Origin of the sequence: Blautia sp. OF03-13, assembly GCF_003460685.1 — a bacterium.
GTDB classification, from domain to species: domain Bacteria; phylum Bacillota; class Clostridia; order Lachnospirales; family Lachnospiraceae; genus Fusicatenibacter; species Fusicatenibacter saccharivorans.
In genome coordinates, this window is record NZ_QTVR01000021.1 from 1 (window position 1) to 26,196 (window position 26,196).

At 44.1% G+C, this 26,196-nt stretch carries 28 protein-coding genes, 3 pseudogenes and 1 riboswitch; of the genes and pseudogenes, 20 read left to right on the top strand and 11 right to left on the bottom strand.

The window, feature by feature from the left end; translation table 11 throughout:
• Positions 1–174: 174 nt before the first annotated feature.
• Positions 175–1,107, bottom strand: a pseudogene (locus DXA55_RS13835) (ATP-binding protein); the annotation flags it as partial.
• 249 nt (positions 1,108–1,356) lie between these two features.
• Here DXA55_RS13835 and DXA55_RS18150 point away from each other — a divergent pair.
• Positions 1,357–1,491: a hypothetical protein gene (locus DXA55_RS18150; protein ID WP_004844681.1), complete on the top strand. Its 135-nt coding sequence runs from the start codon at positions 1,357–1,359 to the stop codon at positions 1,489–1,491.
• Between the two features lie 47 nt (positions 1,492–1,538).
• Here DXA55_RS18150 and DXA55_RS13840 read toward each other — a convergent pair whose 3' ends face one another.
• Positions 1,539–2,147 (bottom strand): GNAT family acetyltransferase, encoded by a 609-nt coding sequence (locus DXA55_RS13840; protein ID WP_117814467.1) that lies wholly within the window; start codon positions 2,145–2,147, stop codon positions 1,539–1,541.
• Positions 2,140–2,325, bottom strand: a complete 186-nt coding sequence (locus DXA55_RS17890; protein WP_215636726.1) for a hypothetical protein — start codon at positions 2,323–2,325, stop codon at positions 2,140–2,142. The genes DXA55_RS13840 and DXA55_RS17890 overlap by 8 nt, the downstream gene beginning before the upstream one ends.
• Positions 2,326–2,662: 337 nt before the next feature.
• On the opposite strand from DXA55_RS17890, the gene DXA55_RS13850 reads away from it, so the two are divergent.
• Positions 2,663–4,417: a recombinase family protein gene (locus tag DXA55_RS13850; protein WP_242998564.1), complete on the top strand. Its 1,755-nt coding sequence runs from the start codon at positions 2,663–2,665 to the stop codon at positions 4,415–4,417.
• A 173-nt stretch (positions 4,418–4,590) separates the two neighbouring features.
• Here DXA55_RS13850 and DXA55_RS13855 read toward each other — a convergent pair whose 3' ends face one another.
• Positions 4,591–4,776 (bottom strand): hypothetical protein, encoded by a 186-nt coding sequence (locus DXA55_RS13855; RefSeq protein WP_055219533.1) that lies wholly within the window; start codon positions 4,774–4,776, stop codon positions 4,591–4,593.
• 311 nt (positions 4,777–5,087) lie between these two features.
• A riboswitch (cyclic di-GMP riboswitch) is annotated at positions 5,088–5,163 on the top strand.
• A gap of 87 nt (positions 5,164–5,250) precedes the next feature.
• Here DXA55_RS13855 and DXA55_RS13860 point away from each other — a divergent pair.
• The 3 genes from DXA55_RS13860 (at position 5,251) to DXA55_RS13870 (ending at position 10,533) form a co-directional block, all read left to right on the top strand.
• Complete coding sequence (locus DXA55_RS13860; protein ID WP_055265263.1) at positions 5,251–7,101, top strand: ABC transporter substrate-binding protein; 1,851 nt, start codon at positions 5,251–5,253, stop codon at positions 7,099–7,101.
• A 5-nt stretch (positions 7,102–7,106) separates the two neighbouring features.
• A complete protein-coding gene (locus DXA55_RS13865; protein ID WP_117814469.1) occupies positions 7,107–10,055 on the top strand; it encodes a hybrid sensor histidine kinase/response regulator in 2,949 nt (982 codons plus the stop codon).
• Positions 10,056–10,272: 217 nt separating this feature from the next.
• Positions 10,273–10,533 (top strand): sensor histidine kinase, encoded by a 261-nt coding sequence (locus tag DXA55_RS13870; RefSeq protein WP_055219527.1) that lies wholly within the window; start codon positions 10,273–10,275, stop codon positions 10,531–10,533.
• Here DXA55_RS13870 and DXA55_RS13875 read toward each other — a convergent pair.
• Positions 10,522–11,022: a transposase gene (locus tag DXA55_RS13875; RefSeq protein WP_082424585.1), complete on the bottom strand. Its 501-nt coding sequence runs from the start codon at positions 11,020–11,022 to the stop codon at positions 10,522–10,524. The genes DXA55_RS13870 and DXA55_RS13875 overlap by 12 nt on opposite strands.
• Positions 11,023–11,289: 267 nt before the next feature.
• Between DXA55_RS13875 and DXA55_RS13880 the strand changes: the two genes are divergently transcribed.
• The 8 genes and pseudogenes from DXA55_RS13880 (at position 11,290) to DXA55_RS13915 (ending at position 15,798) form a co-directional block, all read left to right on the top strand.
• Positions 11,290–11,889 carry a YczE/YyaS/YitT family protein gene (locus DXA55_RS13880; RefSeq protein WP_117814470.1) on the top strand — a complete coding sequence of 200 codons (600 nt, stop codon included), beginning with the start codon at positions 11,290–11,292 and terminating at the stop codon, positions 11,887–11,889.
• 33 nt (positions 11,890–11,922) lie between these two features.
• A pseudogene (locus DXA55_RS13885) lies at positions 11,923–12,039 on the top strand (transposase); the annotation flags it as partial.
• A 303-nt stretch (positions 12,040–12,342) separates the two neighbouring features.
• A pseudogene (rhuM, locus tag DXA55_RS13890) lies at positions 12,343–13,070 on the top strand (RhuM family protein); the annotation flags it as partial.
• A 26-nt stretch (positions 13,071–13,096) separates the two neighbouring features.
• Complete coding sequence (locus DXA55_RS13895; RefSeq protein WP_055219522.1) at positions 13,097–13,381, top strand: hypothetical protein; 285 nt, start codon at positions 13,097–13,099, stop codon at positions 13,379–13,381.
• Positions 13,363–13,719 (top strand): response regulator, encoded by a 357-nt coding sequence (locus DXA55_RS13900; RefSeq protein WP_055265271.1) that lies wholly within the window; start codon positions 13,363–13,365, stop codon positions 13,717–13,719. The genes DXA55_RS13895 and DXA55_RS13900 overlap by 19 nt, the downstream gene beginning before the upstream one ends.
• Positions 13,720–13,746: 27 nt before the next feature.
• Complete coding sequence (locus DXA55_RS18155) at positions 13,747–14,226, top strand: LicD family protein (protein ID WP_117814471.1); 480 nt, start codon at positions 13,747–13,749, stop codon at positions 14,224–14,226.
• Positions 14,223–14,591 (top strand): LicD family protein, encoded by a 369-nt coding sequence (locus DXA55_RS18160; RefSeq protein ID WP_117814472.1) that lies wholly within the window; start codon positions 14,223–14,225, stop codon positions 14,589–14,591. The genes DXA55_RS18155 and DXA55_RS18160 overlap by 4 nt, the downstream gene beginning before the upstream one ends.
• A gap of 31 nt (positions 14,592–14,622) precedes the next feature.
• Positions 14,623–15,798, top strand: coding sequence for a glycosyltransferase (locus DXA55_RS13915; RefSeq protein WP_117814473.1), 1,176 nt, complete (start codon positions 14,623–14,625; stop codon positions 15,796–15,798).
• A gap of 63 nt (positions 15,799–15,861) precedes the next feature.
• Here DXA55_RS13915 and DXA55_RS13920 read toward each other — a convergent pair whose 3' ends face one another.
• Both DXA55_RS13920 and DXA55_RS13925 read right to left on the bottom strand, forming a co-directional pair.
• Complete coding sequence (locus DXA55_RS13920; protein ID WP_242998566.1) at positions 15,862–16,539, bottom strand: GGDEF domain-containing protein; 678 nt, start codon at positions 16,537–16,539, stop codon at positions 15,862–15,864.
• A 35-nt stretch (positions 16,540–16,574) separates the two neighbouring features.
• A complete protein-coding gene (locus DXA55_RS13925; RefSeq protein WP_227093614.1) occupies positions 16,575–17,324 on the bottom strand; it encodes a transposase in 750 nt (249 codons plus the stop codon).
• 263 nt (positions 17,325–17,587) lie between these two features.
• Between DXA55_RS13925 and DXA55_RS13930 the strand changes: the two genes are divergently transcribed.
• The 6 genes from DXA55_RS13930 (at position 17,588) to DXA55_RS13950 (ending at position 20,877) form a co-directional block, all read left to right on the top strand.
• Positions 17,588–18,583 (top strand): DUF4118 domain-containing protein, encoded by a 996-nt coding sequence (locus DXA55_RS13930; protein WP_242998569.1) that lies wholly within the window; start codon positions 17,588–17,590, stop codon positions 18,581–18,583.
• Positions 18,531–18,764 (top strand): sensor histidine kinase, encoded by a 234-nt coding sequence (locus DXA55_RS17900; RefSeq protein WP_242857174.1) that lies wholly within the window; start codon positions 18,531–18,533, stop codon positions 18,762–18,764. Before DXA55_RS13930 ends, DXA55_RS17900 begins: the two co-directional genes overlap by 53 nt.
• Complete coding sequence (locus DXA55_RS13935) at positions 18,757–19,458, top strand: response regulator (protein WP_022461465.1); 702 nt, start codon at positions 18,757–18,759, stop codon at positions 19,456–19,458. Before DXA55_RS17900 ends, DXA55_RS13935 begins: the two co-directional genes overlap by 8 nt.
• Positions 19,459–19,540: 82 nt before the next feature.
• The gene (locus tag DXA55_RS13940) at positions 19,541–20,317 is read left to right on the top strand and encodes a GTP pyrophosphokinase (protein WP_022461464.1); all 777 of its coding nucleotides are present in this window, start codon (positions 19,541–19,543) and stop codon (positions 20,315–20,317) included.
• 86 nt (positions 20,318–20,403) lie between these two features.
• Positions 20,404–20,619 (top strand): metal-sensing transcriptional repressor, encoded by a 216-nt coding sequence (locus DXA55_RS13945; protein WP_242998571.1) that lies wholly within the window; start codon positions 20,404–20,406, stop codon positions 20,617–20,619.
• 15 nt (positions 20,620–20,634) lie between these two features.
• Positions 20,635–20,877: a hypothetical protein gene (locus DXA55_RS13950; RefSeq protein WP_117814475.1), complete on the top strand. Its 243-nt coding sequence runs from the start codon at positions 20,635–20,637 to the stop codon at positions 20,875–20,877.
• 128 nt (positions 20,878–21,005) lie between these two features.
• Here the strand turns inward: DXA55_RS13950 and DXA55_RS13955 are convergent, their stop codons facing one another.
• Positions 21,006–21,956, bottom strand: a complete 951-nt coding sequence (locus tag DXA55_RS13955) for a tRNA dihydrouridine synthase (RefSeq protein ID WP_117814476.1) — start codon at positions 21,954–21,956, stop codon at positions 21,006–21,008.
• A gap of 397 nt (positions 21,957–22,353) precedes the next feature.
• On the opposite strand from DXA55_RS13955, the gene DXA55_RS13965 reads away from it, so the two are divergent.
• On the top strand, positions 22,354–22,533 hold the full coding sequence (locus DXA55_RS13965) for a hypothetical protein (protein WP_055219510.1): 180 nt from the start codon (positions 22,354–22,356) through the stop codon (positions 22,531–22,533).
• 60 nt (positions 22,534–22,593) lie between these two features.
• On the opposite strand, the gene bsh is transcribed toward DXA55_RS13965, so the two are convergent.
• The 3 genes from bsh to DXA55_RS17905 form a co-directional block, all read right to left on the bottom strand.
• Positions 22,594–23,568, bottom strand: a complete 975-nt coding sequence (gene bsh / locus DXA55_RS13970; protein ID WP_055219508.1) for a choloylglycine hydrolase — start codon at positions 23,566–23,568, stop codon at positions 22,594–22,596.
• Positions 23,569–23,863: 295 nt separating this feature from the next.
• Positions 23,864–25,252: a bifunctional diguanylate cyclase/phosphodiesterase gene (locus DXA55_RS13975; RefSeq protein ID WP_330415319.1), complete on the bottom strand. Its 1,389-nt coding sequence runs from the start codon at positions 25,250–25,252 to the stop codon at positions 23,864–23,866.
• Positions 25,144–25,935 (bottom strand): hypothetical protein, encoded by a 792-nt coding sequence (locus DXA55_RS17905; protein ID WP_242856420.1) that lies wholly within the window; start codon positions 25,933–25,935, stop codon positions 25,144–25,146. The genes DXA55_RS13975 and DXA55_RS17905 overlap by 109 nt, the downstream gene beginning before the upstream one ends.
• Positions 25,936–26,196: the final 261 nt, after the last annotated feature.

Here is a 26,196-nt window from a genome sequence, read left to right on the forward strand (position 1 = left end):
TCAAAAGTATATAAAAGAGCAAGCAGAAGAATCGAGACGAGAAGATTCGAGTAGTACCGCTTTATAGCGGGCCAGCAAAAGTGCTTGCGATACCGCCCTTTGGGGCGAGCAGTAACAATAGCCCTTTGGAGGGCTAATAATAAACCACCAGTTGAACTGGTGGTTGCTAACTTAAAATGCAGATGTCAGTTGGAAAAGAATGTTTATATCCTTTATTTCTTTTAATTGAAAAGTACAGTATTCATTCAGATTACTTCTGGTCGTAAATAAAATCTGACAGCGGTATTTTAATACTACTGACAGAAAACTGTCCTGTGTAGCTGTGACATTAAAATTATCTATGATAAGCAGAGTATCGGATTTCAGGGAACGCAGAAAACGGTTATGTCTTTGAAACCGTTCCTGTTCGCTGATTTCTGGTGGATCATCAATAAAATCCATGTCAGTAATGTCCTGATGAAGATCACCTGTATATTCTACATATAGAATGTTAGTGTAATACTTTTTGTAATGTTTTGCGTAGGCTTTGGCAAGTTCGCTTTTACCAATACCGGCAATTCCGCAAAGAAAAACATGACGGTTTTCCTCAAGCATGGTATATAATTCTTCTAGTTCTTTATCTCTTCCGATAAAATGACGGCATGGTTTCGGAACCTCACTGTCCATAATATAATCCAGCACAATGGGTGACAGGGCACCTCCGGCAATTAATTTTTGATTTTTAGTATCACGTTTGATAAATTGTCGCTCCATGCCAAAAGAAATCAGCTTTGCAAGAAAAAGCAGACGTGAGCTGGCTGGTTTGTACAGAGAAGCCAGATTTTTCTTTTTGGCATCGGAGATGGTGTCATCTTGTATAAATAATGTGTATATATCCTGCATAGCCATATTGCAGTCAGACATCAATGGAAGCAGATTCTGGTGAATGGTTTCTGCCAGTTTTTTCTGATTACTGGGTTTGGAATAGTAGGCAGATATTTTGGGACTGATCTTTGCTTGACCGGTCAGCCAACGACAAACCAGACCATTATCCATAGAAAAATCCTGATTTGCCGGATCATCCATAAAATCTTCAAATAATTCGTATAAAAAATCAGGCTGACTCATTTGATTACTTTCGCTGATATGATTTTTTAAGCAAGTGCTAATAGAAGAAAAATCGCATTGATTCAATAGAAATTCCCCTTTCGTAGTTAAGATTAAGTATATCTATCATAATACGAACATATATTCGATTCAAGAAAATGCGGATATTTTTAAATTGATTGTGTCAATTTACAATCAATTTCTATTCAATGTGGTTTTCAGGCAGGTTCTGTAAAATAAGCTCAGAACAAACAATAACGGGAGGAGCTTATGCAACAGAATATTGAATTTGAGCGGTGCATTGATTTTCTGGTACGGATGATTGATAAGTACGGCGAAGAAGTCCTCCGGGAGTTGGAGGAAGAAAAACAGAATAAGGAAGAAAAAGAAGCGGCAGTTTCCTGAAATACAAAATGTAAATCAGACTGTCGCTTTTTTCATGTATTTTTAAATCAAATAAATTTTAAAAGCTGATGCAGAGTGTGTGACTCATTATTCTGGGAAGCGGTAATACGAGTATCAAATGGCTTGAAATGATTCTGTGTATAAAAGCTCAGAAGAAATTCATTATCTTCGCATTCAAGAAACTCCATAACGCCGCCTACGGAATATTTGAGACTGGATATGGTTTCCAGTGCAAATCCCAGTAGAATATTTCCAGGAATTCGTTTTTCCTTTGGAAGAGAATAGTTCTTTCCCAACTGGGCGATCAGGTAAGCTGCGGTAGTATAGGATTGTATTTCTTCATCCAAAATACTGACACGGGACAGCTTTTTTGCCATTGTCTTGCTGATATTTGAAGCACGGACAGAGATGGGTTTTACTGTAAGTGAAAAATAACCAACCAGTGAAGCATCTTCAGCATCAAATACCAGATAAGTGATAGATTGATCTTTTTTGGTAAACTCAATCGCATTATGTAATAAAAAGTATTCCACATCGGGATTTTTGGGACAAGAAAAATCGGAGAGTAAGTCGTAAAGACTTTCCTCTCCGATATATGTCGGTTCGTCTTTATCCAAATATGCCCGAATATTAACGGTAAAATATTTATCAGACATGTTTTTTCTTCCTTTTTGACATTAAAGCTAAGATTTCCTGGGGGTTCGTTAACTGACGTCCGGGAAGTGTCTGCTTTGGTGTGCGGTCACGGTCAGCTTCGTCAATTGCTGCGATAAAACGCTTTACGCTATTTGGATTGGATACGACAAAATTATGAGTAATACTTGAAGTAGCCATACTAACACCTCCTCTTTTTTGGCTTTTTTGTGTATTTATAGTATATGCAATGTGTGATAAAAACACAATATCAAAAACAGAAATTATTTCTAAATAATTTTCAAGCCGGACATTTATTAGACGCTTCCGATAAGCGAACAATATTTTCGAGCCAATCATTTATAAGTCGCCGATGGTGGGCGGGCAATATTTTGATAACAGAAATGCTATGTATCTAACTTAATTATACGATTGGCGAAGAAATGCGTCAATACGGAAAATAAGTATTGAAAGTAGTTGGAACAAGTACTAAAATAAGGTTGGGACAATAAAACAGAGTTATACTGCGAGGAAGATTATGAAGAATAAAAAGATTAAATGCGATATATATACCAGAGTATCCACAACCATGCAGGTAGATGGCTACAGTCTGGATGCTCAGAAAGAAAAACTCAAGAGATATGCGGAATTTCAAAACATGGAAATCGTAAATGAGTATTCCGATGAAGGTAAGTCTGGAAAGAGCGTAGAGGGCAGACCGGAATTTCAGAGAATGTTAGATAATATTGAGAATGGAACAGATGAGGTACAGTTTGTATTGGTGTTCAAGCTTTCCAGATTCGGTCGTAATGCGGCAGATGTATTAAACTCTTTGCAGAGGATGCAGGATTTTGGAGTGAATCTGATCTGTGTTGAAGATGGGATTGACAGCTCAAAAGATAGCGGAAAGCTGATGATTTCTGTTCTGTCTGCGGTGGCAGAGATTGAACGAGAGAATATCCTTGTGCAGACAATGGAGGGACGTAAGCAGAAAGCCAGAGAAGGAAAATGGAACGGCGGGTTTGCTCCATATGGCTATGAATTGGTAAATGGAGAATTGCAGATCGCAGAAGACGAAGCAGAGATTATTCGTCTGATCTATGATAAATTTATTCATACCAATATGGGAATCTCTGCGATTGCTGCATGGCTGAACCAGCATGGATATAAAAAGAAAAAACGACAGAATAATACACTGGACGCATTTGCCGCTTCATTTATAAAAGGCGTTCTGGATAATCCGGTATACTGTGGAAAGCTGGCTTATGGACGAAGGAAAAACGAGAAAGTATCTGGTACAAGAAATGAATACCGTATTGTAAAGCAGGAAAATTATATGCTGCACGATGGTATCCATGAAGGGATTATTTCAGAAACAGACTGGGAGCTGGCACATCAAAAACGGGAAAAAACAGGTGTAAAATATGAAAAGACACATAGCCTCGAGCATGAGCATATTTTATCCGGAATATTGAGATGCCCGTTATGTGGAAGCGGTATGTATGGAAACGTGAATAGAAAGAAAAAGAAAGACGGAACTTTATATAAGGATTATTTCTATTATGTCTGCAAACATCGTCGCCTGGTAGATGGTCATAAATGTGGATATCGTAAACAATGGAGCGAAGAGAAGATTAACAATGCAGTGGAAGAGGTTATTCGGAAACTGGTGAAGAATCCGAAATTTGAAGAAGCAATTCTGAATAAAATCGGTTCAAGAATAGATACAGAAGAAATAGAAAAAGAGATTGAAGGACTGGAAAAACAGCACAGACAACTGACCGGAGCAAAAGCAAGACTTGGACAGCAGATGGATAGTCTGGATATCATGGATAAATTTTATGAAAAGAAATATCAGGATATGGAGACACGCTTATATCGTCTATATGATGAAATTGAAGGCGTGGAGAATAGTATAGAAGAAGTTAAGAATCGCCTGCTGAATATCCGGCAACAGAAAATATCAGAAGAAAACGTCTATCAATTTCTTTTATATTTTGATAAACTATATGATAAGTTCACCGACCTGGAGAAAAAAGAATTTCTTAATAGCTTTGTAGAACAGGTGGACATTTACGAGCAGGAGCAGCCAGATGGCAGATTCCTGAAGCACATAAAGTTCCGTTTTCCGGTGTATTTTGGAGACAGGGAAATACAGGAACTTTGTTGGGACAACGAAAGTACCGTTGAGACTGTGTGCCTTTTGGGCAAACGAAAACCAGATGCCAAGGTAAAAATAGGCATTGATATGGATGATTATTACCGTATCAGGGAGAATGCTGAAAGCAAATAAACCTTTGCAAAACCGAATAATACACTGAAACAAAGCAAGACAGAAGCTGTTGATGCGTTAGAAGATAACGTGTCAGCGGCTTTTTCTTTTTATATAATAGGAAAGTTCGACATTCGTCGAACTCTTGATAAAAAGAGCCCGCACAAAAGCGGGCATAGAAAACAGACGATAGATTAAAAGAAGTCGATGTAAAAACCTTCTTCAAATTCATCGTCATCGAGGTCATCATCCTCGGTAAGAAAATAGTGCATATCCAAAAGGTCAGAGTCTGTCATGTTTTTGACCAGATTGGATGTCATTCCCTCTGGAGGATTCTTGCTGTATTTTTGTCTGAGTTCCTCTATAAGCTTTGCATCCATGGTTTAAATTCCTCCTTGTCTGTTAATAAGTTCAGTATGATACAGACAGGCAGAAAAATCAAGCAGAGCGGCATTTAGCTTTTGCCATGGCCCTTTCGTAAAATTCTTGAAGAGGAACTCGTTTATGATTGTGATAGATTTCTACTAAAAGCAATGCTGCGTGGACTTCGGAAGTAGAAGAACAGTTCGAGTATATGTATCGGCTGTTCTTTTTTTGCTTTTGAAGGTTAAAATGGTAATGTTTTTCTTGTGTACAGTAGAGTGCCATAGTATAATAAAATCAGTTTTTTGCATAAGTTTAAAAGCTTAAAAAGGACGATCGGCAAACCAGATGAAAGTCTGGGACGCAAAGCTACAGGGCCTGTAAAATGGCAGCCAGTTGCATGAAATGAGGTGCACTGTCTGTTTGGCAGTGCTTTTTTACGGTGTTATTTCATAGACGTGACTATAACAATTCTATTAGGAGAACTTGTAATGAAAAAGAAAAAATGGAGCAAGGTTTTGTCTGTATTTTTAGTGATGGTGACAGCCGTATCGCTTCTGTCAGGCTGTGGCGGGAAGAGTGCGGAAAAAGAAGATGCAGAAACAATCACAGTATATTTATGGAGCACAAACCTGTATGAAAAATATGCACCATATATCCAGGAACAGCTTCCGGATATCAATGTCGAGTTTGTTGTAGGGAATAATGATTTGGATTTCTACAAGTTCCTTGATGAAAACGGTGGATTGCCGGATATTATAACCTGCTGCAGATTTTCCCTGCATGATGCAAGTCCCCTGAAAGACAGTCTGATGGATCTTTCCACAACCAATGCGGCAGGTGCTGTCTATGATACCTACCTCAGCAATTTCAGGAACGAGGATGGAAGCGTAAACTGGCTTCCTGTGTGTGCAGATGCCCATGGTTTTGTAGTGAACAAAGACCTTTTTGAAAAATATGATATCCCGTTGCCAACAGATTACGAGAGTTTTGTTTCCGCCTGCCAGGCATTTGACAAAGTGGGTGTTCGTGGATTTACGGCAGACTATTCTTATGATTATACCTGTATGGAAACACTGCAGGGTCTGTCTATATCAGAGTTGTCTTCTGTGGAAGGACGCAAGTGGCGGACGGTCTACAGTGACTCGGAAAATACAAAGAGAGAAGGTCTGGACGATACCGTCTGGCCAGAGGCTTTTGAACGTATGGAACAGTTTATTCAGGATACAGGGCTTAGTCAGGAAGATTTGAATATGAATTATGATGATGTTGTTGAGATGTACAAAAGTGGCAAGCTTGCCATGTACTTTGGCAGTTCTTTCGGTGTAAAAATGTTCCAGGATCAGGGCATTAACACAACATTTCTTCCATTCTTTCAGGAGAACGGTGAAAAGTGGATTATGACTACGCCATATTTCCAGGTGGCCTTAAACCATGATCTGACAAAGGATGAAACACGCAGAAAGAAAGCAATGGAGGTACTGGATACAATGTTTTCAGAGGATGCGCAGAACAGGATCATTAGTGATGGACAGGATCTGTTAAGCTACAGTCAGGAGGTGGATATGCAGCTTACGGAATATCTGAAAGATATAAAACCTGTGATCGAAGAAAACCATATGTATATCCGTATTGCGTCAAGTGACTTTTTCTCTGTTTCCAAGGATGTGGTTTCCAAAATGATCTCAGGAGAATACGATGCAGGGCAGGCATACCAGTCATTTAATTCTCAGCTTCTTGAGGAAGAAACTGCTTCTGAGGATATCGTGCTGGATTCACAGAAGTCGTATTCCAACCGTTTCCACAGCAGTGGAGGAAATGCAGCATATTCTGTTATGGCAAACACGCTACGTGGCATCTATGGGTCAGATGTGCTGATCGCAACCGGAAACAGCTTTACGGGAAATGTGCTGAAAGCCGGTTACACAGAAAAAATGGCAGGTGACATGATCATGCCAAATGGTCTGGCGGCTTACAGCAGCAAGATGAGTGGGGCTGAGCTGAAAGAAATAATCAAAAACTTTGTAGAAGGCTATGAGGGAGGATTTATTCCGTTTAACCGTGGCTCTTTGCCAGTAGTTAGTGGTATTTCTGTGGAAATTAATGAAACGGAAGATGGCTATACATTAAGTAAAGTTACAAAGGATGGAAAGGCAGTTCGGGATGAGGATACTTTCACGGTGACCTGTCTTGCCACACCGCAGCATATGGAAACTTATCCTGTAGATGAAAATATGATATTTGATGGAGGAGCTACATCTGTGAAAGATACCTGGACAGCATATGTTTCAGGTGGTAATGCCGTTCTTGCAGAACCTGAAGATTACATAACCCTGAGGTGAGAAAAATGGATGTTAAGAATTATAATAGAAATAGAAAGAAACCTGTCAGGAAAAAAGGATTAAGAATAGTTGCTTTTCTTCTTCTCTTTATAGGAGTTGTTCTGGCTGTTTTCCGATATTATAAGTTTATGTCGAAATCTATTTACGAGGAAAGTGTTTCTCATCTGACGGAAGTTCTTCATCAGTCTGATCAGATGCTGAGAGAACTGACAAATAAGAACCTGACTTACCTCCATATTTGGGGCGAGAATCTGCAGAATATTTCCGGTGAAGACGAGATCCGTGATTATATAAAGAAAGCGCAGGAAGATGCAGGCTTTTTGGAATTCTTTTTTCTATCATCTGACGGTGACTACAAGATGGCGACAGGTGAAACCGGGTATCTTGGATTACAGGAAAATATTGAAGAGGATATCCGGCAGGGAAATGATGTGATAGCGAATGCAGCAGTTCCCGGAAAATCCCAGCTGCTTGTTTTTGCCACACCTAAGGCGCATGGAATTTATCAGGGATTTGAATACGATGCAATTGCCATTGCTTATGAAAATTCTGATATCGTAGATGTACTGGATATTTCTGCTTTTGATGGAAATGCCCAGAGTTTTATTATTCATCCGGATGGTCGTGTTGTGATTGATCATTCTTCCGAGTTATGGGGGAACGTGTATAATTTCTTCGGTTTTCTGAGTAGGCATTCTGATATGTCTGAAAAAGAGATCAATGTCCTTTTGGAGAAGTTTAAAGCGGGACGTACTGATGCGATGTTGCTGAATCTGGATGGAAGAAATTATTATCTGGTCTATGAAAAATCGGATATTCAGGACTGGATGTTTCTGGGACTTGTCCAGGCTGATATTGTCAATGCCAGTATGAACAATCTGCAGTTTACCACGATGCTTCTTGTTGGAGCTGTTGTACTTTGCATTGCTGCCTTTTTTATCAGTCTTATTATCCAGAAAAACAGGAAAAATCTCAGAAGAAAGGATGTGGAGATCCGGTACCGTGATGAGCTGTTTCAAAAGCTTTCCATGAATGTGGATGACGTTTTCCTGATGCTGGATGCCCAAACATATCAGACGGATTACGTCAGCCCTAATGCGGAAAAACTGCTGGGTATTACAGTAGAACAGATTCGCAAGGATATTCGTGTTTTAAGAAAACTGCACCCTGCAGATTCTGAAGACTCGCAGAAGAATCATCTGAAAGAAATTCCGGTTCATGAACAGCAGGAGTGGGATTGTGAATTTATACATCGGAAGACAGGGGAAAGGCGCTGGTTTCATAATATTGCAATGGGAAGTGAGGTAAACGGGGAAAAGAAATATATTCTGGTTATGTCAGACCGTACCTCTGACCGGAAAATGAACCAGGCTCTTTCTGAGGCAGTCCATGCGGCAGAGACTGCAAATAGGGCGAAGAGTATTTTTCTTTCCAATATGTCTCATGATATCCGGACACCAATGAATGCGATTATTGGATTTACAACATTGGCTGCAAGTAATATTGATGACAAAAAAAGGGTTCAGGATTATTTGGGCAAAATTCTTTCTTCCAGTAAGCATCTGCTTTCACTGATCAATGATATATTGGATATGAGCCGGATTGAGAGCGGAAAGATCCATCTGGAAGAAACAGAAGTCTGTCTGTCGGATGTGCTTCATGATCTGAAGACGATCATCAGTGGACAGATTCATGCGAAGCAGCTGGAGCTTTATATGGATGCCATGGATGTTACGAATGAGGATGTCTATTGTGACAAACTGCGGCTGAACCAGATACTGCTGAATCTTTTGTCAAATGCGGTTAAGTTTACTCCGGCAGGCGGAACCGTTTCTGTCCGTCTCAGACAGTACCCGGGAAAAGTAAAAGGCAGCGAACTGTATGAATTTCGGGTAAAGGATAACGGAATTGGAATGAGTCAGGAATTTGTACAGAAGATCTTTTCTCCTTTTGAGCGGGAGCGGACTTCTACAGTCAGCAGGACTCAGGGTACGGGACTTGGAATGGCCATTACCAAGAACATCGTGGATATGATGGGCGGTACTATTGAGGTTCAGACAGAGCAGGACAAAGGCACCGAGTTTATAGTCCGTCTGCCATTTCGGACTCAGCCTGAGCATCATCGCATAGAGAAGATTTCGGAACTAGAGGGTCTTAAGGCATTGGTTGTAGACGATGACTTTAACACCTGTGACAGTGTAACAAAGATGCTTGTAAAGGTTGGAATGCGTTCGGAATGGACAGTCTCGGGTAAAGAGGCTGTTCTCCGTGCACGACAGTCAATGGAGCTGGGGGATGCATTTCATGCTTATATCATTGATTGGCGTCTGCCGGATATGAATGGAATTGAAGTTACACGTCAGATCCGCAGTCTTGATGACAATACGCCGATCATTATTCTGACGGCATACGACTGGTCAGATATCGAAACAGAAGCCAGAACTGCAGGAGTGACTGCATTCTGCGCGAAACCTCTGTTTATGTCAGATATCAGAGAGACTCTGATGGCTGCCATCGGTCAGAAACAGGCCCAGGCAGAGGATAAGATTCTTCCGGCAGCAGATTTAGATTTCAGAGGCAGGCGTATACTTCTTGTGGAAGATAATGAACTGAACAGTGAAATTGCAGTGGAAATTCTGAAAGAATATGGATTCCTGGTTGATACAGCAGAAAATGGAGCAGAGGCAGTGGAGAAAATTAAAAATTCAATACCAGGGGATTATGATCTGGTACTGATGGATGTGCAGATGCCTGTAATGAATGGATATGAGGCTACCAGGCAGATCCGTGCGCTTACTGATCCGGCACTGTCGGGAATTACCATTCTTGCCATGACTGCTAATGCTTTTGATGAGGACAGAAAGAAAGTTCTGGAATGCGGTATGGATGGATTCTTATCCAAGCCAATAATTATTGAAGAATTGATCGATACGTTACAAAAGAATCTGGATTAGGTGCCTGGAACATCATAAAACCCACAAGGTAGAAGAGGGAAATGGAAATCAGGCAATCAGGAGCCTTCCAGGTGCATGGAAAAATTTTTATTGTAAAAAAAGGGATGAGTCTGGAAATGTAATCCATGTTTTATGTACGGTCCGTAGTATCAGCGATTCCAAGAGACGTGAAGAGGATCTTAACTTTGCTGCGGAAGCAGCAAAGCGGGAAGCCGAAATGAAAACAAGGTTTCTGGCAACGATGAGTCATGATATCCGTACACCACTGAATGGTATTATCGGTATGGTAAATATGGGAAATCAGTACGCAGATGATCCACAGATGCAGCAGAAGATCAGAGAAAAGGTAATGGAATCCCTAAAATATCTGGTGTCTCTGGTAAATGATGTGCTGGGTATGAATAAACTACAGAGCGGAGATTTGAAGGATTCTGTCGAATATTATGGACAATGCCATAAAATTCAGTCAGGCGGGTAGTGTGCTCATGGTCGGGGTTAAGGAAGAGTTTCTGCCTTTAACTGTCACAAGATCAAAGTTTTTATGTGCCACGGATAATTCGGCAGCCAATTCGCTGAGCTTGTTATACAGCACAAAAGCATAATTCAAAACAATGCCGTTACAGGAAAGCATAACCGAAACTGCCTGATGCCCATAGTCCTGTTTGCCTTTCAAATGAGATTGATGAAAATACGCATCTTCAATCGGATGCAGAGCCCGTGACGAAGGCTTTGTCTTTGCAGCTATCGTATCGTCAACAATACAGAAAACAGGTTTTCCGGTGCGGGCTGCTTCTGAATAAATAATCTCAATGACAGACCGTTTTAATGTATCTGAAAGCAACGATTCATCCCACTTTCCAGAGTTGAGAAAATGGGCAATTGTAGTTCTATGGCAGGAACTGTTTTTGGCAAAATCCGTGGTTTTTCCATGGTATCCAGAAAGAAAGATGCTAATCAGGATACTCATAAGATGATTGATCATTCGATTAGAATACGATTTGCATAAATCTAATTTTTTAAACTGGTTGTATATGAATGCTGAATGATGTATAGTATTTGCAGGAGACACCTTCTTTCGTGAATGCTGTAAATGTTGGTTTGGTCACTTTCATTATACAACACAATCGAATTCAAGGTGTCTTTCTTTTATGCAAAATCACGAACTTGCTCATTTATAGTATAAAGATAAAATGCGTAGTAAGAATTCAAATAAAAATAAAAGGAGGCTATAACAATGAGTAAAACAGAATGGACGAAAAAAATAATAATCATTGTGATTGGTTCGATCATAGCAGCATATGGCATTACCCTTGCATTGTATGCGGGATTTGGAGGGGCAACCCTTGCTGTTTTGTGGCAGGGGATTTCAAGGACATTTCATATAAGTATAGGCATGGCATCTCTGATTGTAGCCATAATTATGATTGTGTTCTCATTTTTCTATGACAGATCACAGATACATATTGGTACGATTATTTATCAGCTTGTGTATAGCCTCTGTGTTGATTTGTTTGCAAATGCACATGTGTACAGTACGCATTTGTGGGTGAATGCACTGATTATGTTGCTGGGAGTCATGCTTTTTGCAGTCGGAACAGGAGTTTATGCGGCAGCTTCACTGGGACGTGGTTCTTACGAGGCATTAACCTTTTCTCTTGCGGAAAAGAACGGCTGGCAGGTAAAAGCAGTGCGGATGATACTGGATATTGTTATGGTACTTACCGGAGTTTTGCTGGGGGGAAAGTTTGGCATATGTACAATCGTAACGATCATTATCTCAGGACCGGTTATTCAGTTTACAGCATCAAAAACTAAAAAGTTATTAAAAAAATAAAGATGTGGATTTGGTGAAAATCGTCACCGGCGGGAGTATCCAGAAGCAGTCCGACGCCTGATCTATACGACCAACACCATCGAAGGATTTAACCGCCAGCTCCGAAAAGTCACAAAATCAAAAACTGTATTTCCATCGGATGACAGCCTGCTTGACATGCCTGGAAATTGCATTATAATACAAACAAGGACAGAGTCCCCAAAACGGGCTCCGTCCTCGATAACTAATGACATATCTTATATCAGTTTTTTCTGCTTACATAAAACTTGAAACCGTCTCAATTACCGCTCTGTAGATTACAGCACAATTAAAAACTTTGTTTTCAATGTTACTAAGGATATCCGCATGACAGACATACCTACATGGAAACAGAAATTAGAACAGCAGTACATCAATCTTGCATTTGACCCTGCTGTAGCATTGAGTGATTTATCGAAGAAGGAGGCCTCCTATTTGAAAAAGAAAAAAGATGAAGTAACTATCCGTTCCAGTGCAGCAGAATACTTGACCTATGTTGCCTCTGTTGGTGGTCAGCAGGATAGTATTGAGATGCGCTATGAGGATGAGAATATATGGCTGACACAGAGGATGATGGCCACATTGTATGACGTTGGTTTGCCAACGATAAATGAACATAGCAATATAATCTTCAAATGATTATTGCGGTTGGATTCAAGGTTAATAATGAGCGAGCAGTACAGTTTCGCAAGTGGGCCAATGGCATCGTGAAGGACTACGCCATCAAAGGTTGAGTCATGGATGATGAACGCCTGAAAAATGGTGGCTCTGTGCTCACAGTAGAATATTTCGACCATTTGCTTGAGCAGATTCGAGAAATCCGTCTCTCTGAGCGTAGATTTTATCAGAAGATAACAGATATCTATGCTACAGCTCTTGATTATGACCGAACAGCGAAAACAACAAAGCAATTTTTTGCAAAAGTGCAGAACAAGATGCACTATGCAGTTCACGGACATACAGCAGCGGAGTTGATTTACGAGCGAGCAGATGCAGATAAGCCACACATGGGATTAACTACATGGACTGCAGCTCCGGAGGGCAAGATTGTAAAAAGTGATGTCAGCATTGCGAAGAATTATCTAACAGATAAGGAAATGCGTTCATTGGAGCGTATTGTATCTGCTTATTTGGATTTGGCAATGGAACGCTGCAGACATCAACCCTGACGGGTGCAAAGATCAAAGAAATGGCAAAAGAAGGCTGTGATCTCAATGGAAACGGATATCCTTATCCATATGTGCTTCTGACCAAAGATGGAACCGATCTGGAGGACGAAAAAGAGTACACCGTTGTGATCTGTGGTTTCTTAAAAGGAATGGAAGACGAGCTGAATCAGCAGGATACCGGAATCGTCGGTCTTGATGCAGCAAAAGAATATCTGAAGAACGTAAAAGAAGTTTCATCCGGTACGCCGGATGACAGTCTGGTCAAAGAACAGAAAAAAAGACCATTATGTGTACGGATGTTGTGATCGAAGAAAATACGTATTACATGGTTTTAAAGAAGCTGGACGGATACGACTGGTCGATGCTGATGCTGGTGCCGACATCGGATCATTATGCGCAGATGTGCCTGCGGGTAGCGGATAATGGAATCGGTATGAGCAAAGAATTCCGGAACAGCAGCCACCCGCTGGCAAAGAAAATCCCGATTCTTGCGATGACAGCCAACGCATTTTCAGAAGATGTGCAGAATGCCTTCAATGCGGGCATGAACGCACACATAGTAAAACCGGTGGATATGAAGGTACTGATAAAAACAGTGCGGAATCTTCAGACGGGCGCCGGAGCGGCAGGAACTTTAAATTGAAAAAATCCGGCAGAGTGTTTATAATGGATGGGAAAAACAAAACAGAAAGGCAATGCTGTTATGCGTAAAATTACAGAATTAAAAGAAAAACAGGAGATTGCGCTTGGAATATTACTGTATCTGGATGAAGTCTGCCGGAAACATCACCTGATCTATTTTGCAGCAGATGGAACTCTGCTCGGGCTGATCCGGCATCAGGGGTTCATTCCGTGGGATGATGATGTGGATGTCTGGATGCCGAGAGCGGATTATGAAAAACTGGAACAGATTGTAAACAGCGAAACGGATACACCGTACCGCGTCATGAATTTTCATAATACAAAGGGTTTCACACTGGCATACGGAAAGCTGGTACACACCGGAACGAGTCTTGTGGAGCACGTGGCAGGAGCTGTGGATACCGGTCTTTTCGTCGACATTTTCCCGTTTGACGGACTGCCGGAAAAGATACACCGGAGTACGACCGTCACTGGAAAAAGCTACTGTTTCTGGAAAGCCAGCGGATGAATGCATTCCGCACCTACCGCCAGACCTTAAAAGGAAACAAAGGAAGCTTCGCAAAATGGTGCAAATGGGCGATCCGGAAATGCTATGGAAAAGAGCGGATTCTGCGCGAGATGGAAAAAGAGTGCAGAAAGTACCGCGCGGAGGACTCAAAGTGGGTGGCCTGCCAGTGCGGCGGTTACCGCAAGTCGGACGCGATTCCCAAAACAGCGATCGAAGAGATCGTGCGCCTTCCGTTTGAAGGCCATCTGATCAATGCCCCGGCGGGATACGAGACGTATCTTCACACCCTGTACGGCGATTACCATCAGCTTCCGCCGGAGGATCAGCGTCATCCTGCGCATGTGGGAGATGCCTACTGGCGTTAGAACAGAGAAAAAAGCAGATGAGAGGTAAGCAATGAGTAAAATACTGGTGCTGGGACGTACCATGGACATGGGCGGAACGGAAGTGGCCATGGCAGCGCTGCTGCAGAAACTGGTGGAGAAAAAAGAAGATGTAACGCTTCTTCTGGTCGAAAAAAGAGGCGTTCTGCTGGAGCGGATTCCGAAGGAAGTGGAAGTGCGCCAGATGATCTGGGACAAAAAGCCGCATCCGGCTTTGGAACGGATTGTGGGAAAACGGGAGACACCGGCAGAACGGTCTTTTTATGCCAGAGGAATGGGCGTATTTCTGATGCGCGTCGTGTATGGAAAGAAACGGTATGGAAAACTGTATGAACGGATTCTGGAGTGTGTGGAGCCGGAAACAAAACAATACGATCTTGTTTTCGACTTTTTCGGATTCGGTGCGTTCACAACCGCATTCGGAGCCAGAAAGACGAATGCGCGGAAGAAAGCGGTCTGGTTCCACGGAGAAAATCTCTGGTGGCTGTTCCGGACCAGGGACTTTATTCCGGAGTATGATAAAATTTACTGCGTTTCCGAGCCTGTCCGGAAACAGGTCATTGCCCGTTTTCCAGAACTCGCGGACCGGACAGAGGTTCTGCTGAATTTCATTGACATCAAACAGGTGCAGAGACGGAGTGAGGAGCCGCTTAGCGATCCGCAGTACACAGGAGAGCTGAAATTTCTGACGGTGGGAAGAGCTTCGGAAGAAAAAGGATATGATATTGCGGTGCAGATTACGGCGGAGCTGAAAAAACGGGGACTTTGCTTCAAATGGTTCATCATCGGTGATGGAAGAGATCTGAACAAGCTGCGGACCATGGCAAAGGAATATCAGGTGGAGCAGGAAATTATTTTTCTCGGAATGCGCGAAAATCCTGCGCCGTACGTAAAATCCTGCGACCTGTATCTCCAGCCGTCCCGTCACGAAGGCTATCCGATTACGATTGTAGAGGCGAGAAGCCTGCAGAAGGTCATCATCGCTTCCGATATTCCGTCCATGCGCGAGCAGATCCGGGATGGGGAAAACGGATATCTCTGTCCGCTGGATGTGATGCAGTTTGCCGATAAAATCCAGAAAGTGCTGGCAGATCAGGAAGGACGCGATGCGGTCAGAAAGAAGCTGCGGGAGGAACCCATTGATTTTTCAGCGGGATATGCGCAGATAGAAGCGTTTGCAAAAAAATAAAAGAGAAACAGCAAGAAAAAACGCCAGAACCGGCGATAAGATATTTCCGGTTCCGGCGTTTCTTTAGTTCTGGCGTCCCTGCTTGCTCTGCTGCTTGTTTTCATACATATATTTATCTGCTTTGTCAAACAGCGTGCGGAGCGTACATTCGTTGTAATCGGTGGAAAGTGCCAAGCCGTGGGAATAGCTGATGCGGAACTGGGTTCCGTAGCCGTTGAACTGTTCGACTTCGTTCTGAAACTCTGTGAGGATTTCTGTGATGCTTTCGCGGGTTGCATCATAGATGACCGCCATAAATTCATCGCCGCCGTATCTTCCTACGAAATGCTTCGCGGGAATCGAGTTTCGCAGCAGCCGGGCAAAGTTCAGAATCAGCTGGTCGCCGATGGAGTGGCCGAGGCTGTCGTTGACGCGTTTCAGGTTGTTCATGTCAAAGACGATACAGGCGGTAGGAGTTTTGATGAATTCCACATTGTGGAACAGCTCTTCGCACTTGCTCTTGTTCGGCAGTCCCGTGTGAAGGTCGATGTAGGCTTTCTGTTCCAGCTGGCGGTTGGCATGGGAAACTTTGACTGCGGCAACCGTTTCATCTGCCATCTGGAAATACGTCTCGCTCATGTCTACCAGATCCGCCGTTCCGTTTTCTCCGGATCTGACCTTCTGAATTTCATTTTTCAGTTTATCCCAGTAGGCAATCTGGACATCCAGTTTTTTCTGATAATCCTTGTCGGAAAGACTCACGAGATCGTAGTGGCCGTCCTCGTATTTCAGTACGCTTAAGATATCGTCCAGGTAAGGTCTATCTCAAATCCGGAAAGATCCCAGACTTCAATACTCTTTTTTCCCTTCCTGAAGCTCCTTTTTCTCCCCTTGTCCCGCTGAAACATGCTTTCCGCATCCTGAAACAGAAGCCTTCTTTCATCTTTCAGACGGATTACCGTTTCTAAACCGCATTCCTTCAAAGTATTGATAAACGGGGCATTCAGGTACAGTGCATCCGCCACAATCACATCTGCGAAATGACCATGCCTTTTCTTTAAACGCCGGATGAGCCTTTTCGCTCCTGTCAGTTCCCCTTCATCTTTTTCTGAACCATCTCTGGGTTTCAGCATTTCCTGCCCAAAGATCACATGCGGCGATTTTCCTACCGTCATACATACCACACTTCGATGAAAGTATTCTGTCTTCCCCGTCCCGTTCTTCCGGCTCAGGCAGTCTGGACAGGACTTTTTTGTACTGCTGAATAATTCCACCCCATCAATACCTGCCGCAACATATCCGCCTATGGTTCCTTCCCGAAATACGCGGTTGCGTTTCAGAACATCAATCGTCTGCGCGTGAATTTCCTCGATTTCTTTTGGATCAATCCGGGAAAGAAGATCCCTGACTGCATCAACTTTTGGGATTTTTCCACGGATACAGTTTTTCGGTCGTTTCTCCATGCTTTCCGGCGCTGAAAAAATGGTATGAAAACTTTCATACTGAAGCATCAGGAAAATCAGCACTGGCATAACGATATTAAACAACGGGATGGGTTTTCTTTTTCTTTCATCGGATAAACCCTTGATTTTTTGTGGAATTTTGTATACACTTTTCATATAAGTTAGCAGTTTCTTCAATGCTAATTTTTCATTAAGGACACCTTCTTTCGTATGTTTGTGGGGTAACATAATTATACAATAAAAGGTGTCCTTTTTGATTGTTTATTGCAGTAGTGGAAGAAACAAGAATCCCCCTGCTTTAGCTGTGGGGAGTGTCAAAGTCTACAATTGGAAGCGAGGTGAAGCATTTGGAAAAAGAAAAACAGAAAACAGAGAGAAAAGAACATATTCTGGTCTGTCTGTCATTTTCGCCGTCCAATGAAAAAATTATCCGGACTGCGGCACAGATGGCCCGGGCATTTGGTGCTAATTTTACAGCACTGTATGTGCAGACCGCGGAACCGGCAGAGAAAACGCCGGAGGATCAGGCAAGGCTGCAGAAGCATATCCGCCTGGCAGAACAGAGCGGGGCGGAGATTGTAACGACGCACAGCGAGGACATTGCCCTGCAGATTGCAGAATATGCGAGAATTTCCGAAGTAACGCGGATTGTCATTGGAAAAAGCATGATGGATCAGGGATTTTTTCGAAAGAGAAGGGGATGGACCGAACGGCTGACCGATCTGGTGCCGGATTTGGAAATCCATATCATTCCGGATTCCAATATCATTACCATATATCTGGTCGGCGTTATGATGACGTCCATTCTGACCAGCGGTTATACCTGCAGCGTAATCAGTTCTGTGATCAGTGTAGTGCTGTTTAACTACTTCCTGACAGAACCGCGTCTGACACTGTACGCGTACGGTTCCGGTTATCCGGTGACCTTTGCCATCATGCTGGGCATTTCCATTCTGACAGGTACGCTTGCATCAAAATTAAAAGAGAATGCAAAGCTGTCTGCGCGGGATGCGTTCCGGACGAAAATTCTTTTCAATACCAGCCAGCTTCTGCAGAAGGCAGAGGATGCGTCGGAGATTTTTGATATTACAGCGACAAAGCTTGTAAAACTGCTGGGAAGGGATCTGACGGCCGCACCGGCAGGGGCACAGGAGAGCAGAATTGTCCTCGGAACACTTTACAGCGCGCAGACAGGAGGAAAGACGGAAAAAATCTTTGACCTAAGGGAACAGGAAATCATTCAGTGGGTTCTCGACAGCCGGAAAAGAGGAGAAAAATGTCTGGATCGCGGTGGAGGACAACGGCCCCGGGATTCCAAAAGAGTCCAGAGAGCATGTGTTTGAGATGTTCTATTCCGGGAAAAATAAAGTAAGCGACAGCCGCAGAAGCCTTGGCCTTGGACTGGCACTCTGCCGTTCGATTGTAAATGCGCACGGCGGGGAGATAGCACTTTATGACTACGATCCACAGGGCTGCTGCTTTCGGATTAACCTGCCGCTCAGTGAGGTGAATTTGAATGAATAAGACATTAATTCTGGTTGTGGAAGATGATACGCCGGTTCACAACCTGATTACTACGACGTTAAAAACACACGATTATAAGTATATTTCTGCAAAGAACGGTGCGGGTGCCATTATGGAGGCATCCACACATAATCCCGACATTGTTCTGCTCGACCTTGGCCTGCCGGATATTGATGGCGTAGAGGTGATTGAAAAGATTCGAAGCTGGTCGAATATGCCGATTATCGTAATCAGTGCAAGAAGTGAGGACAGCGATAAAATCGAGGCATTGGACGCAGGAGCGGATGATTATCTGACGAAACCGTTTTCTGTGGAGGAACTGCTGGCCCGCCTTCGAGTCACACAGCGCCGTCTGTCCCAGATGCAGGCAGAAAATGGAGTCCAGTCGGCTGTCTTTGAAAACGGCGCACTGCGGATCGAGTACGCAGCGGGGTGCGCATATCTTGACGGAGAGGAACTTCATCTGACACCAATCGAATACAAGCTGCTCTGCCTGCTGTCGCAGAATGCAGGGAAGGTGCTGACGCATACGTTTATCACACAGAAAATCTGGGGAAGCAGCTGGGAGAACGATATCGCTTCCCTCCGTGTTTTCATGGCGACGCTTCGGAAAAAGCTGGAAAAGAACGGAGAGCAGACGCAGTATATCCAGACGCATATCGGGGTTGGCTACCGGATGCTGAAGGTAGAGTAAAAGAAGAAAAAATTTGACTTTACAGGCCTAAAATGATAGCATAAAGGACAGAGAACGCAGTTTTGGGAGGACGAAAAAACGGATGATGAAAAACCTCGAAGTACTGGAGGAAATTAGAAAACAGGGAAAAAATCTGATCGAGACAAAACGGGATGAGTTTGTAAAGCAGAATCTTTTATCGGACGAGTTTATTCAGATGATGCAGAAGAACAAAAAGCCGTTCGAGCTTCTGATGTCGTATTATCAGTGCGCCATTATGGAAATCGAGACAAAGTTCCGGGTGCTGAATCAGGAATACTCGCTTTCCTATGACCAGAACCCGATTGAAGGAATCAAAACAAGGGTCAAATCGTATGAGAGCATTATGCGGAAAATCCGCGTGAAAGACATCCCGGTCACACTGGAGTCTATCGAGGAAAATATCCGCGATATCGCCGGTGTGCGTGTGATCTGTTCTTTTCCAAGCGATATTTATAAGCTGGCAGACAGTTTTCTGAAACAGGATGACATTACGCTGATTGAGCGGAAGGACTATATTCAGCATCCGAAGGAGAGCGGCTACCGCAGTCTTCATCTGATCGTTCAGGTGCCGATCTTTTTACAGGATACAAAGAAACTGGTCTACGTGGAAGTACAGTTCCGTACGATCGCGATGGATTTCTGGGCGAGTCTGGAGCATAAGATGCGCTACAAGAAAAATATTCCCGAAAATCATGTCAAATATCTGCAGGATGAACTCTACGACTGCGCAAGACAGAGCGCGGAGCTGGACAACCGTATGCAGAATATCCGGAATCTGATTGCAGAGGAAGCAGAAGAGGAAGACCACTGCACCTTTGTAACGCTGCCGATGCGATGACGGATTTGAAACAAGGAGGATGCAAAATGAAACAGTGTATGGATGCAGATAATCTTCACCGTCACCTGAAAAAGATCATCGGTTAGGTGCAGGCGATCGAACGTATGGTGGATGAGGACGTGCCGTGCGAGGATATACTGGCGCAGATCAATGCGGTAAAATCGGCACTTCATAAAGTAGGACAAGTTGTCCTCGAGGGCCATATCCAGCACTGCGTGCGCGACGGCATCGAGCACGGAGATGCGGATCAGACGATTGTACAGTTTACGAAGGCTGTGGAACGGTTTGCAAATATGAAATAAAAATAAGAAGATAAGATGAAAAGAGAACTTCCGGCAGGAGCAGAAAAAAGATGCTTCGTCAGAAGTTCTTTTTGTTTTTCTGATTTTGAAAAACTCCTCTTGACAACCAATACCCCTATAGGTATACAAGGAGGAAATAGTGTGAAAAAGTTAGAGGAGTTTCTCGAGTTGGGGAGGAACGAAGAAGGACATCACGCTGGCATGCGCCGACAAGAGCAAAAAGCTTTTCGTCTTCCTTGTGTAAATCGATTATGGTAAAAATCCTCCCAAAAACAAAATAGAAATAAGTCGTTGTATCCTGTTTCTATCGTACCGGATTTTGCAGAAAAGACAAGTGCGTACCTGAAAGTGACATGGTTTCCAAAAGATACTAATGGACTTCGAAATTAAAGAATCAGCTCCTGTTCCCGGAACAGTGCGTCGACCGCCTCTTCATACTCGGCAAGCCGGTTCGCCTTTTTGATCTTTTTCAGATATTTCTGCGGATTGGTAAACGACATTCCAAGATAAATCCAAAGTGCTTTTAATTTGAACAGCACATTTTTATCCCCGGAAATCACACACGCATAACCGGCGCAGAGATCCTCACAGAACGCGTGCAGCAGCTCTTTATCGGGAGCAGAGGCTTCGCCGCCTGCCGGATCTGCACTGCGCAGCATCCCAATCAGCCACGGATTCTGCAGTACCCCGCGTCCGAGCATCACTTTCTCCGTGTCCGGAAACTCACGGCAGAGATTCTGAAAATCATCGGGTGAGAAAATGTCACCGTTGTAGCAGAGCGAGCAGCGGCTCGTCTCATACGCTGTCCGGTAGCACTCCATGCGCGGCGTAAATTTATAGAAATCTTTCTGAATCCGCGGATGAATGATCAGTTCCTCGAGCGGATATTTGTCGTAAACCGTAAGCAGATCCTCCCACTCGTCGGTATCCGTTGTGCCAAGCCGCGTTTTGATCGAGATGCGGCAGTCGCACGACGAAAAAATCTCATCGAGAAACGCGTCGAGCGTATTCGGCCACGCGAGCAGCCCGGAGCCGCGCCGCTTGGCGACAACCGTGCCGGACGGGCATCCGAGGTTCAGATTGACGGTATCGTAACCGTACTCCCTCAGTTCCTTTGTCAGGGACAGAAAATCCTCCGCCTGATTAGTGAGAATCTGCGGAATCACCGTCATTCCTTCGTTGTGCTCCGGGAGAATATCGTTCCGTTCGCGGGAACTCATTTTTTTATTTGTAATAAACGGCGTGAAATAACGGTCCGCCGCCGGAAAATATTTGTGGTAAGCATTCCGGTACACATACCCGGTCAGCCCTTCCATCGGGGCGAGATAAAACTGCATGATGATAAAATCCTTTCGAAAAATAGTCAGGGAACTGCAGAAAATGACTGCATTTCCCAATATCCAAAAGTGTACCACAAAACCATGGAAAACGACAGAAAAAGTTCCTACAGAAAGTGCAGTCAGACACCGAGAAGCACGGAAAATACAAAATATACTAAAATAGTGGGAAAAATAGAGAAAAATGCAGAAAAGGTCTTGACTTTAAAGTGTACTTGAATGATACACTGATTCCAGAAGGAAACATAAGGGAGGAATTTCAAGATGGAAAAAGTAAAAAAAGTAACCCTTTCCGGCATGCTCTTTGCGATCGGCCTGATCCTGCCGTTCTTCATCGGCCAGATCCCGGCAGTTGGAAAAATGCTCCTGCCATGAACGGCTGGAAGCATACTACGATATGAAGGTCTTCCTCACGATCGATCCGATCGAGCAGATCCAGAGAATTGAAAAGCGGAACGGGAGTGAAAAGGCGGTGGAATTTCAGAAGAAATGGATTCCGCTCGAGGAGTTGTATTTTGAAAAATGCCGCACCAGAAGCCGGTGCGACGTCTGTTTTACAATGTGTGATGAGATGTAGAAAAAATCCGATACAGAATCTTTTTTGAGGGGTCCTCAAAGATTTCTGTACCGGATTTTTCTAATTCTGCATATGAATCTGCTCGCCCGTCACCGGCGCAAAGCAGCGAAGCGTTTCGCCATCAAGATTCTCGCGGTGCATATCAACCGCAGAAATCTGATGATTGTCATACGTCGTATAATAGTAAATTCCCTGCGTCGCATTGCAGCAGGAAGTATAGAGCGTGATCTCATACTTTCCGTCCGCCACCTCGCAGCATCCTCTCTGCTGGTCAACAGAATTTAAAATATGGAAAAACTGGCTGACACTCTCCGTTTCGCTGTTTCCCGAGATCGAGTTCTGCTTTACAAACGCCACGCGTGCAAAGCGGGAAGCAGACGAGAGGTCGCCCGGCAGTCCAAGACCGCCCATGCCACGGCTGTACGTAGAAAGATCGAGCTGGTTGGAAAACGTGTTGGCCGGCTGTTTCGGTGACAGATGCAGGTAATTGTTCAGTGAGAACATCTGCATTGGAAACGGCGGATTGTTTGTCAGAACGCCGACCGGATTGTCGTAGACATGCAGACCGTCCGCCGTGGATTCCACGGTGATGGCACCCGATGCATCTGCGATGATCCAGTGAAGCTGTGCGAGCGGAAGATTCTTTTTAAAAGGTGTGCTGATGAGATTGATACGGGAGAGGGATTCTTTTGCTTCCGCAAGCGAAGCACATGTACCGAGAATCCACGGGATCAGCTCGAACTGCGCGATATTGTCTTTCTCCGGTTTCGGATCGAAATAAACGGCATTTCCTACAAAATTAAGGCCGGCGATACCAAGCCCCTTTTCATTGAACGCCTCATAATAGAGCGGGTAATCATCCATCACACACGCCATGCCGATCATTGCATAGTGATGGGAAAGGGACGGCATATGAAGAAAGGAAAACGGATAATTGCGAGGTGTAACGGTGATCTGGTCGCCATAGGAAAATTCATAATCGAGTGTGCGACCCATATAAAAGTCGCGTGTTTGATAGGTTGCTGCTGTACACATAGAAAAACTCCTTTCGATGGACGGGTTGTCATTGCTGTAAGGTATCATAGCACAGAAGCGGAGGAACGAACAGGAGAAAAATATGAAAAAAGTATAAAAAAGTATAAAAAAGGATCCTGTCAGGCAGGATCCTTCAGAGTGGAGACAAAACCCTGCTTTTGCAGGGTTTGCTATGGGTGTTTTTTGAGGGATGATTGCTCAGATACGCTCCGGGTCGCTGACCGGTATCTGTTTCGAAGCAGCAGATCAGACATAGATGCTGTGATTTGAAAGGACGCTGCAGGAAGAGGTGGAATTACGCAAGATGCTTCCGGAAGCGTTCTATGACAGCAACGGATTCTGCACTGACAGGTTTCGGAACAGCGGACGGTTTTGCAAGAAAATAGCCCTGCAGGAGATCAACATCCAGTTCCAGTACCTTCAAAAGTTCAGCTGGAGTTTCCAGACCCTCGGCAATGATTTTCATGCCTCTTTGATGTGCATAGGAAACAATATTTTCTACGATCTGCTGCTTGTCCGGATCGGAGTCGATATCGCGGATGATGGAAAGATCTAGCTTGATATACGCCGGTGCAAGCTCCAGAAGCGTTTTTTCATTGCTGTAGCCGCTGCCGTAGTCATCCAGGGCAAATACACCGGAAAATCCCGGCATCTCACGTTTTTTCAGCAGAGCTGTAAGATCCGGTGAATCCTCCTCTGTGATCTCAATGACAATCCGATCCTGAAGAAAGCTGTATTGTTCGACGTAAGCCACTGCCTCGTCGTGATTCATGTATTGGCTTGCAATCGAATTGACAAAGAGAAGCTCATCACCGCGTATCTGATGGGTGGAGAGGAATGTGGCATAGGATTTTGCAGAGAGAAACATAGTCAGACGTTCTATTTCATGCAGGCACTCTTCCTCGTGAGCCAGCTGCAGGATCTGATCCGGACGAGTAAGTGCCGGGAGATTTCCGCGCATCAGCGCCTCGTAGGCGTAGATACTGCCGTCCGTGGCGGAAACAATTGGCTGGAAGTAATACGTAAACAGCTCTTCATTCAACATTTTATGGAACAGGCGGCGCATCTCGGTTTCCTTTGCATTTTTTGTAAAAAGCTCCAGATCGAATTCGGTAATGTACCCTTTTTCTGCTTTCTTTACCTGGTACATTGCGAAATCCGCATATTTTTTCAGCGTAGACAGATCTGTACTGTTTTCCGGATACCAGGAAACTCCGCCGGAAAGGCGAAGGGGCAGTTTACGACCACTTGGCAGCTCCAGGGCTGTATTTGAAACCGCAAGGGAAAGATTCTGCAGAAGTGCTCGAATTTCTTCCTGCGATTGGTAGCCGTAGAACAGAAGATTAAATTCATCGCCGGAAATACGGGCACAGAGCGTTTTAGCCGGCACAGAGGAGATAAAACACTGTCCTGCCTGCCGGATATAGGCATCGCCCCAGTCGTGGCCGAAGGTGTCGTTGGTGCGTTTTAGATTGTCAAGGTCGATCATCAGAAGGGCAGCGTGACCGAGAACTTCCGAATGCTCAAAAAGAGCTTCACTTTCCCGCTGAAACGCGCGTCGATTGTAGAGACCGGTCAATGCATCGTAATCACGCTCGTGCTCCATGCGCTGCCGTTCCAGCATAACGGAGGTAAAATCTTCGACAAGTCCGATCTGCGCATAGCCCTCGCGGGAGGTCTCCATACGGATGTAGCGGATTGTTCCGTCAGAAAATGAAATTTCATACACCTTAGAATGTCCGACCCATACGGTATGAGAATGTGTCTGGTCAAATTCACGCAGCATCTGCTGGAAATACCGGGTGGAAAGCCCGGAGACATCTTCAGATGGAAGGTTGAGCATGGGAAAAAGTTCTTTGTGACATAGACCGTGTTGAGATCAAAACGCATCTCATAGCCACCCAGTTCAATACTTGCCATTTCCATGATACGCAGGAATTTTGTGGAGGTTGTCAGAATAATATGGATACTGCCGTCATCGGAAAAGTCACCTTCTTCCAGGTAATTGGGAAGATAGGCAGCCTTTTCTTTCTCTGTAAGATAAGGGGAAAGATCAACGACCTGTCCCATCTGCTCAAGCGTATAGGCGGTATCGGCGTAGGCGGAAAAAATATTTGGCATGGCAAGGGCACCAACCCTTCCTTTGGCGGCATCGAGAACATTTTTTTCCAGGTCATTGATGCTGCCCTGACTGGAGGCTTCGACCGTAATATGCTCTTTTTTTCCGATCGTTGTATTGAATTCCTCAACAAGACGTTCAAAGGAAGCTAACTGATCTCCGTTGTAATACGTCCATACGGTCAGCGTAACGGGTTTGTCGGAGGCGCGGCATCCGCCAAGAAGCGATACAGCGAGAACAGAACTCAAAAGAACGGTTGTGGCTTGATTTAAAAAAATTATAACATAAAGGAACAGGAGCCGCAATCGAAATTAAGCCGTGGAACAGAAAAGTTGTTACAGTTCACTGGTTCCCAGCGAACTGTAACATTCGCAGCCCTCATTTAAAGTTTTGCTTCGCAAAAGGAGGGCTGCTCACGCCTGAATCACTTTCTTACGCAGCGAAACAGCAAGTGTTTCACTGCTGAGTGAACTGTAACGAAAAGTTACCTGTTGTTTGCCGGGTACCGG

Excerpts from the sequence above, each read along its gene's own strand:
- DXA55_RS13855 (WP_055219533.1), bottom strand. The coding sequence starts at position 4,776 with ATGGATGCAAAGCTTATAGAGGAACTCAGACAAAAATACAGCAAGAAT.
- DXA55_RS13900 (WP_055265271.1), top strand. The coding sequence starts at position 13,363 with ATGTGTACGGATGTTGTGATCGAAGAAAATACGTATTACATGGTTTTA.
- DXA55_RS13875 (WP_082424585.1), bottom strand. The coding sequence starts at position 11,022 with ATGAGTATCCTGATTAGCATCTTTCTTTCTGGATACCATGGAAAAACC.
- DXA55_RS13935 (WP_022461465.1), top strand. The coding sequence starts at position 18,757 with ATGAATAAGACATTAATTCTGGTTGTGGAAGATGATACGCCGGTTCAC.
- DXA55_RS13895 (WP_055219522.1), top strand. The coding sequence starts at position 13,097 with ATGGCAAAAGAAGGCTGTGATCTCAATGGAAACGGATATCCTTATCCA.
- DXA55_RS13870 (WP_055219527.1), top strand. The coding sequence starts at position 10,273 with ATGAAAACAAGGTTTCTGGCAACGATGAGTCATGATATCCGTACACCA.
- bsh (WP_055219508.1), bottom strand. The coding sequence starts at position 23,568 with ATGTGTACAGCAGCAACCTATCAAACACGCGACTTTTATATGGGTCGC.
- DXA55_RS13975 (WP_330415319.1), bottom strand. The coding sequence starts at position 25,252 with ATGGAGACCTCCCGCGAGGGCTATGCGCAGATCGGACTTGTCGAAGAT.
- DXA55_RS17890 (WP_215636726.1), bottom strand. The coding sequence starts at position 2,325 with ATGGCTACTTCAAGTATTACTCATAATTTTGTCGTATCCAATCCAAAT.
- DXA55_RS18150 (WP_004844681.1), top strand. The coding sequence starts at position 1,357 with ATGCAACAGAATATTGAATTTGAGCGGTGCATTGATTTTCTGGTACGG.
- DXA55_RS13955 (WP_117814476.1), bottom strand. The coding sequence starts at position 21,956 with ATGCAGTTTTATCTCGCCCCGATGGAAGGGCTGACCGGGTATGTGTAC.
- DXA55_RS13940 (WP_022461464.1), top strand. The coding sequence starts at position 19,541 with ATGATGAAAAACCTCGAAGTACTGGAGGAAATTAGAAAACAGGGAAAA.
- DXA55_RS13965 (WP_055219510.1), top strand. The coding sequence starts at position 22,354 with ATGAAGGTCTTCCTCACGATCGATCCGATCGAGCAGATCCAGAGAATT.
- DXA55_RS13850 (WP_242998564.1), top strand. The coding sequence starts at position 2,663 with ATGAAGAATAAAAAGATTAAATGCGATATATATACCAGAGTATCCACA.
- DXA55_RS13860 (WP_055265263.1), top strand. The coding sequence starts at position 5,251 with ATGAAAAAGAAAAAATGGAGCAAGGTTTTGTCTGTATTTTTAGTGATG.
- DXA55_RS18155 (WP_117814471.1), top strand. The coding sequence starts at position 13,747 with ATGGGAAAAACAAAACAGAAAGGCAATGCTGTTATGCGTAAAATTACA.
- DXA55_RS13840 (WP_117814467.1), bottom strand. The coding sequence starts at position 2,147 with ATGTCTGATAAATATTTTACCGTTAATATTCGGGCATATTTGGATAAA.
- DXA55_RS13865 (WP_117814469.1), top strand. The coding sequence starts at position 7,107 with ATGGATGTTAAGAATTATAATAGAAATAGAAAGAAACCTGTCAGGAAA.
- DXA55_RS18160 (WP_117814472.1), top strand. The coding sequence starts at position 14,223 with ATGAATGCATTCCGCACCTACCGCCAGACCTTAAAAGGAAACAAAGGA.
- DXA55_RS13880 (WP_117814470.1), top strand. The coding sequence starts at position 11,290 with ATGAGTAAAACAGAATGGACGAAAAAAATAATAATCATTGTGATTGGT.
- DXA55_RS13950 (WP_117814475.1), top strand. The coding sequence starts at position 20,635 with ATGAAAAGAGAACTTCCGGCAGGAGCAGAAAAAAGATGCTTCGTCAGA.
- DXA55_RS13915 (WP_117814473.1), top strand. The coding sequence starts at position 14,623 with ATGAGTAAAATACTGGTGCTGGGACGTACCATGGACATGGGCGGAACG.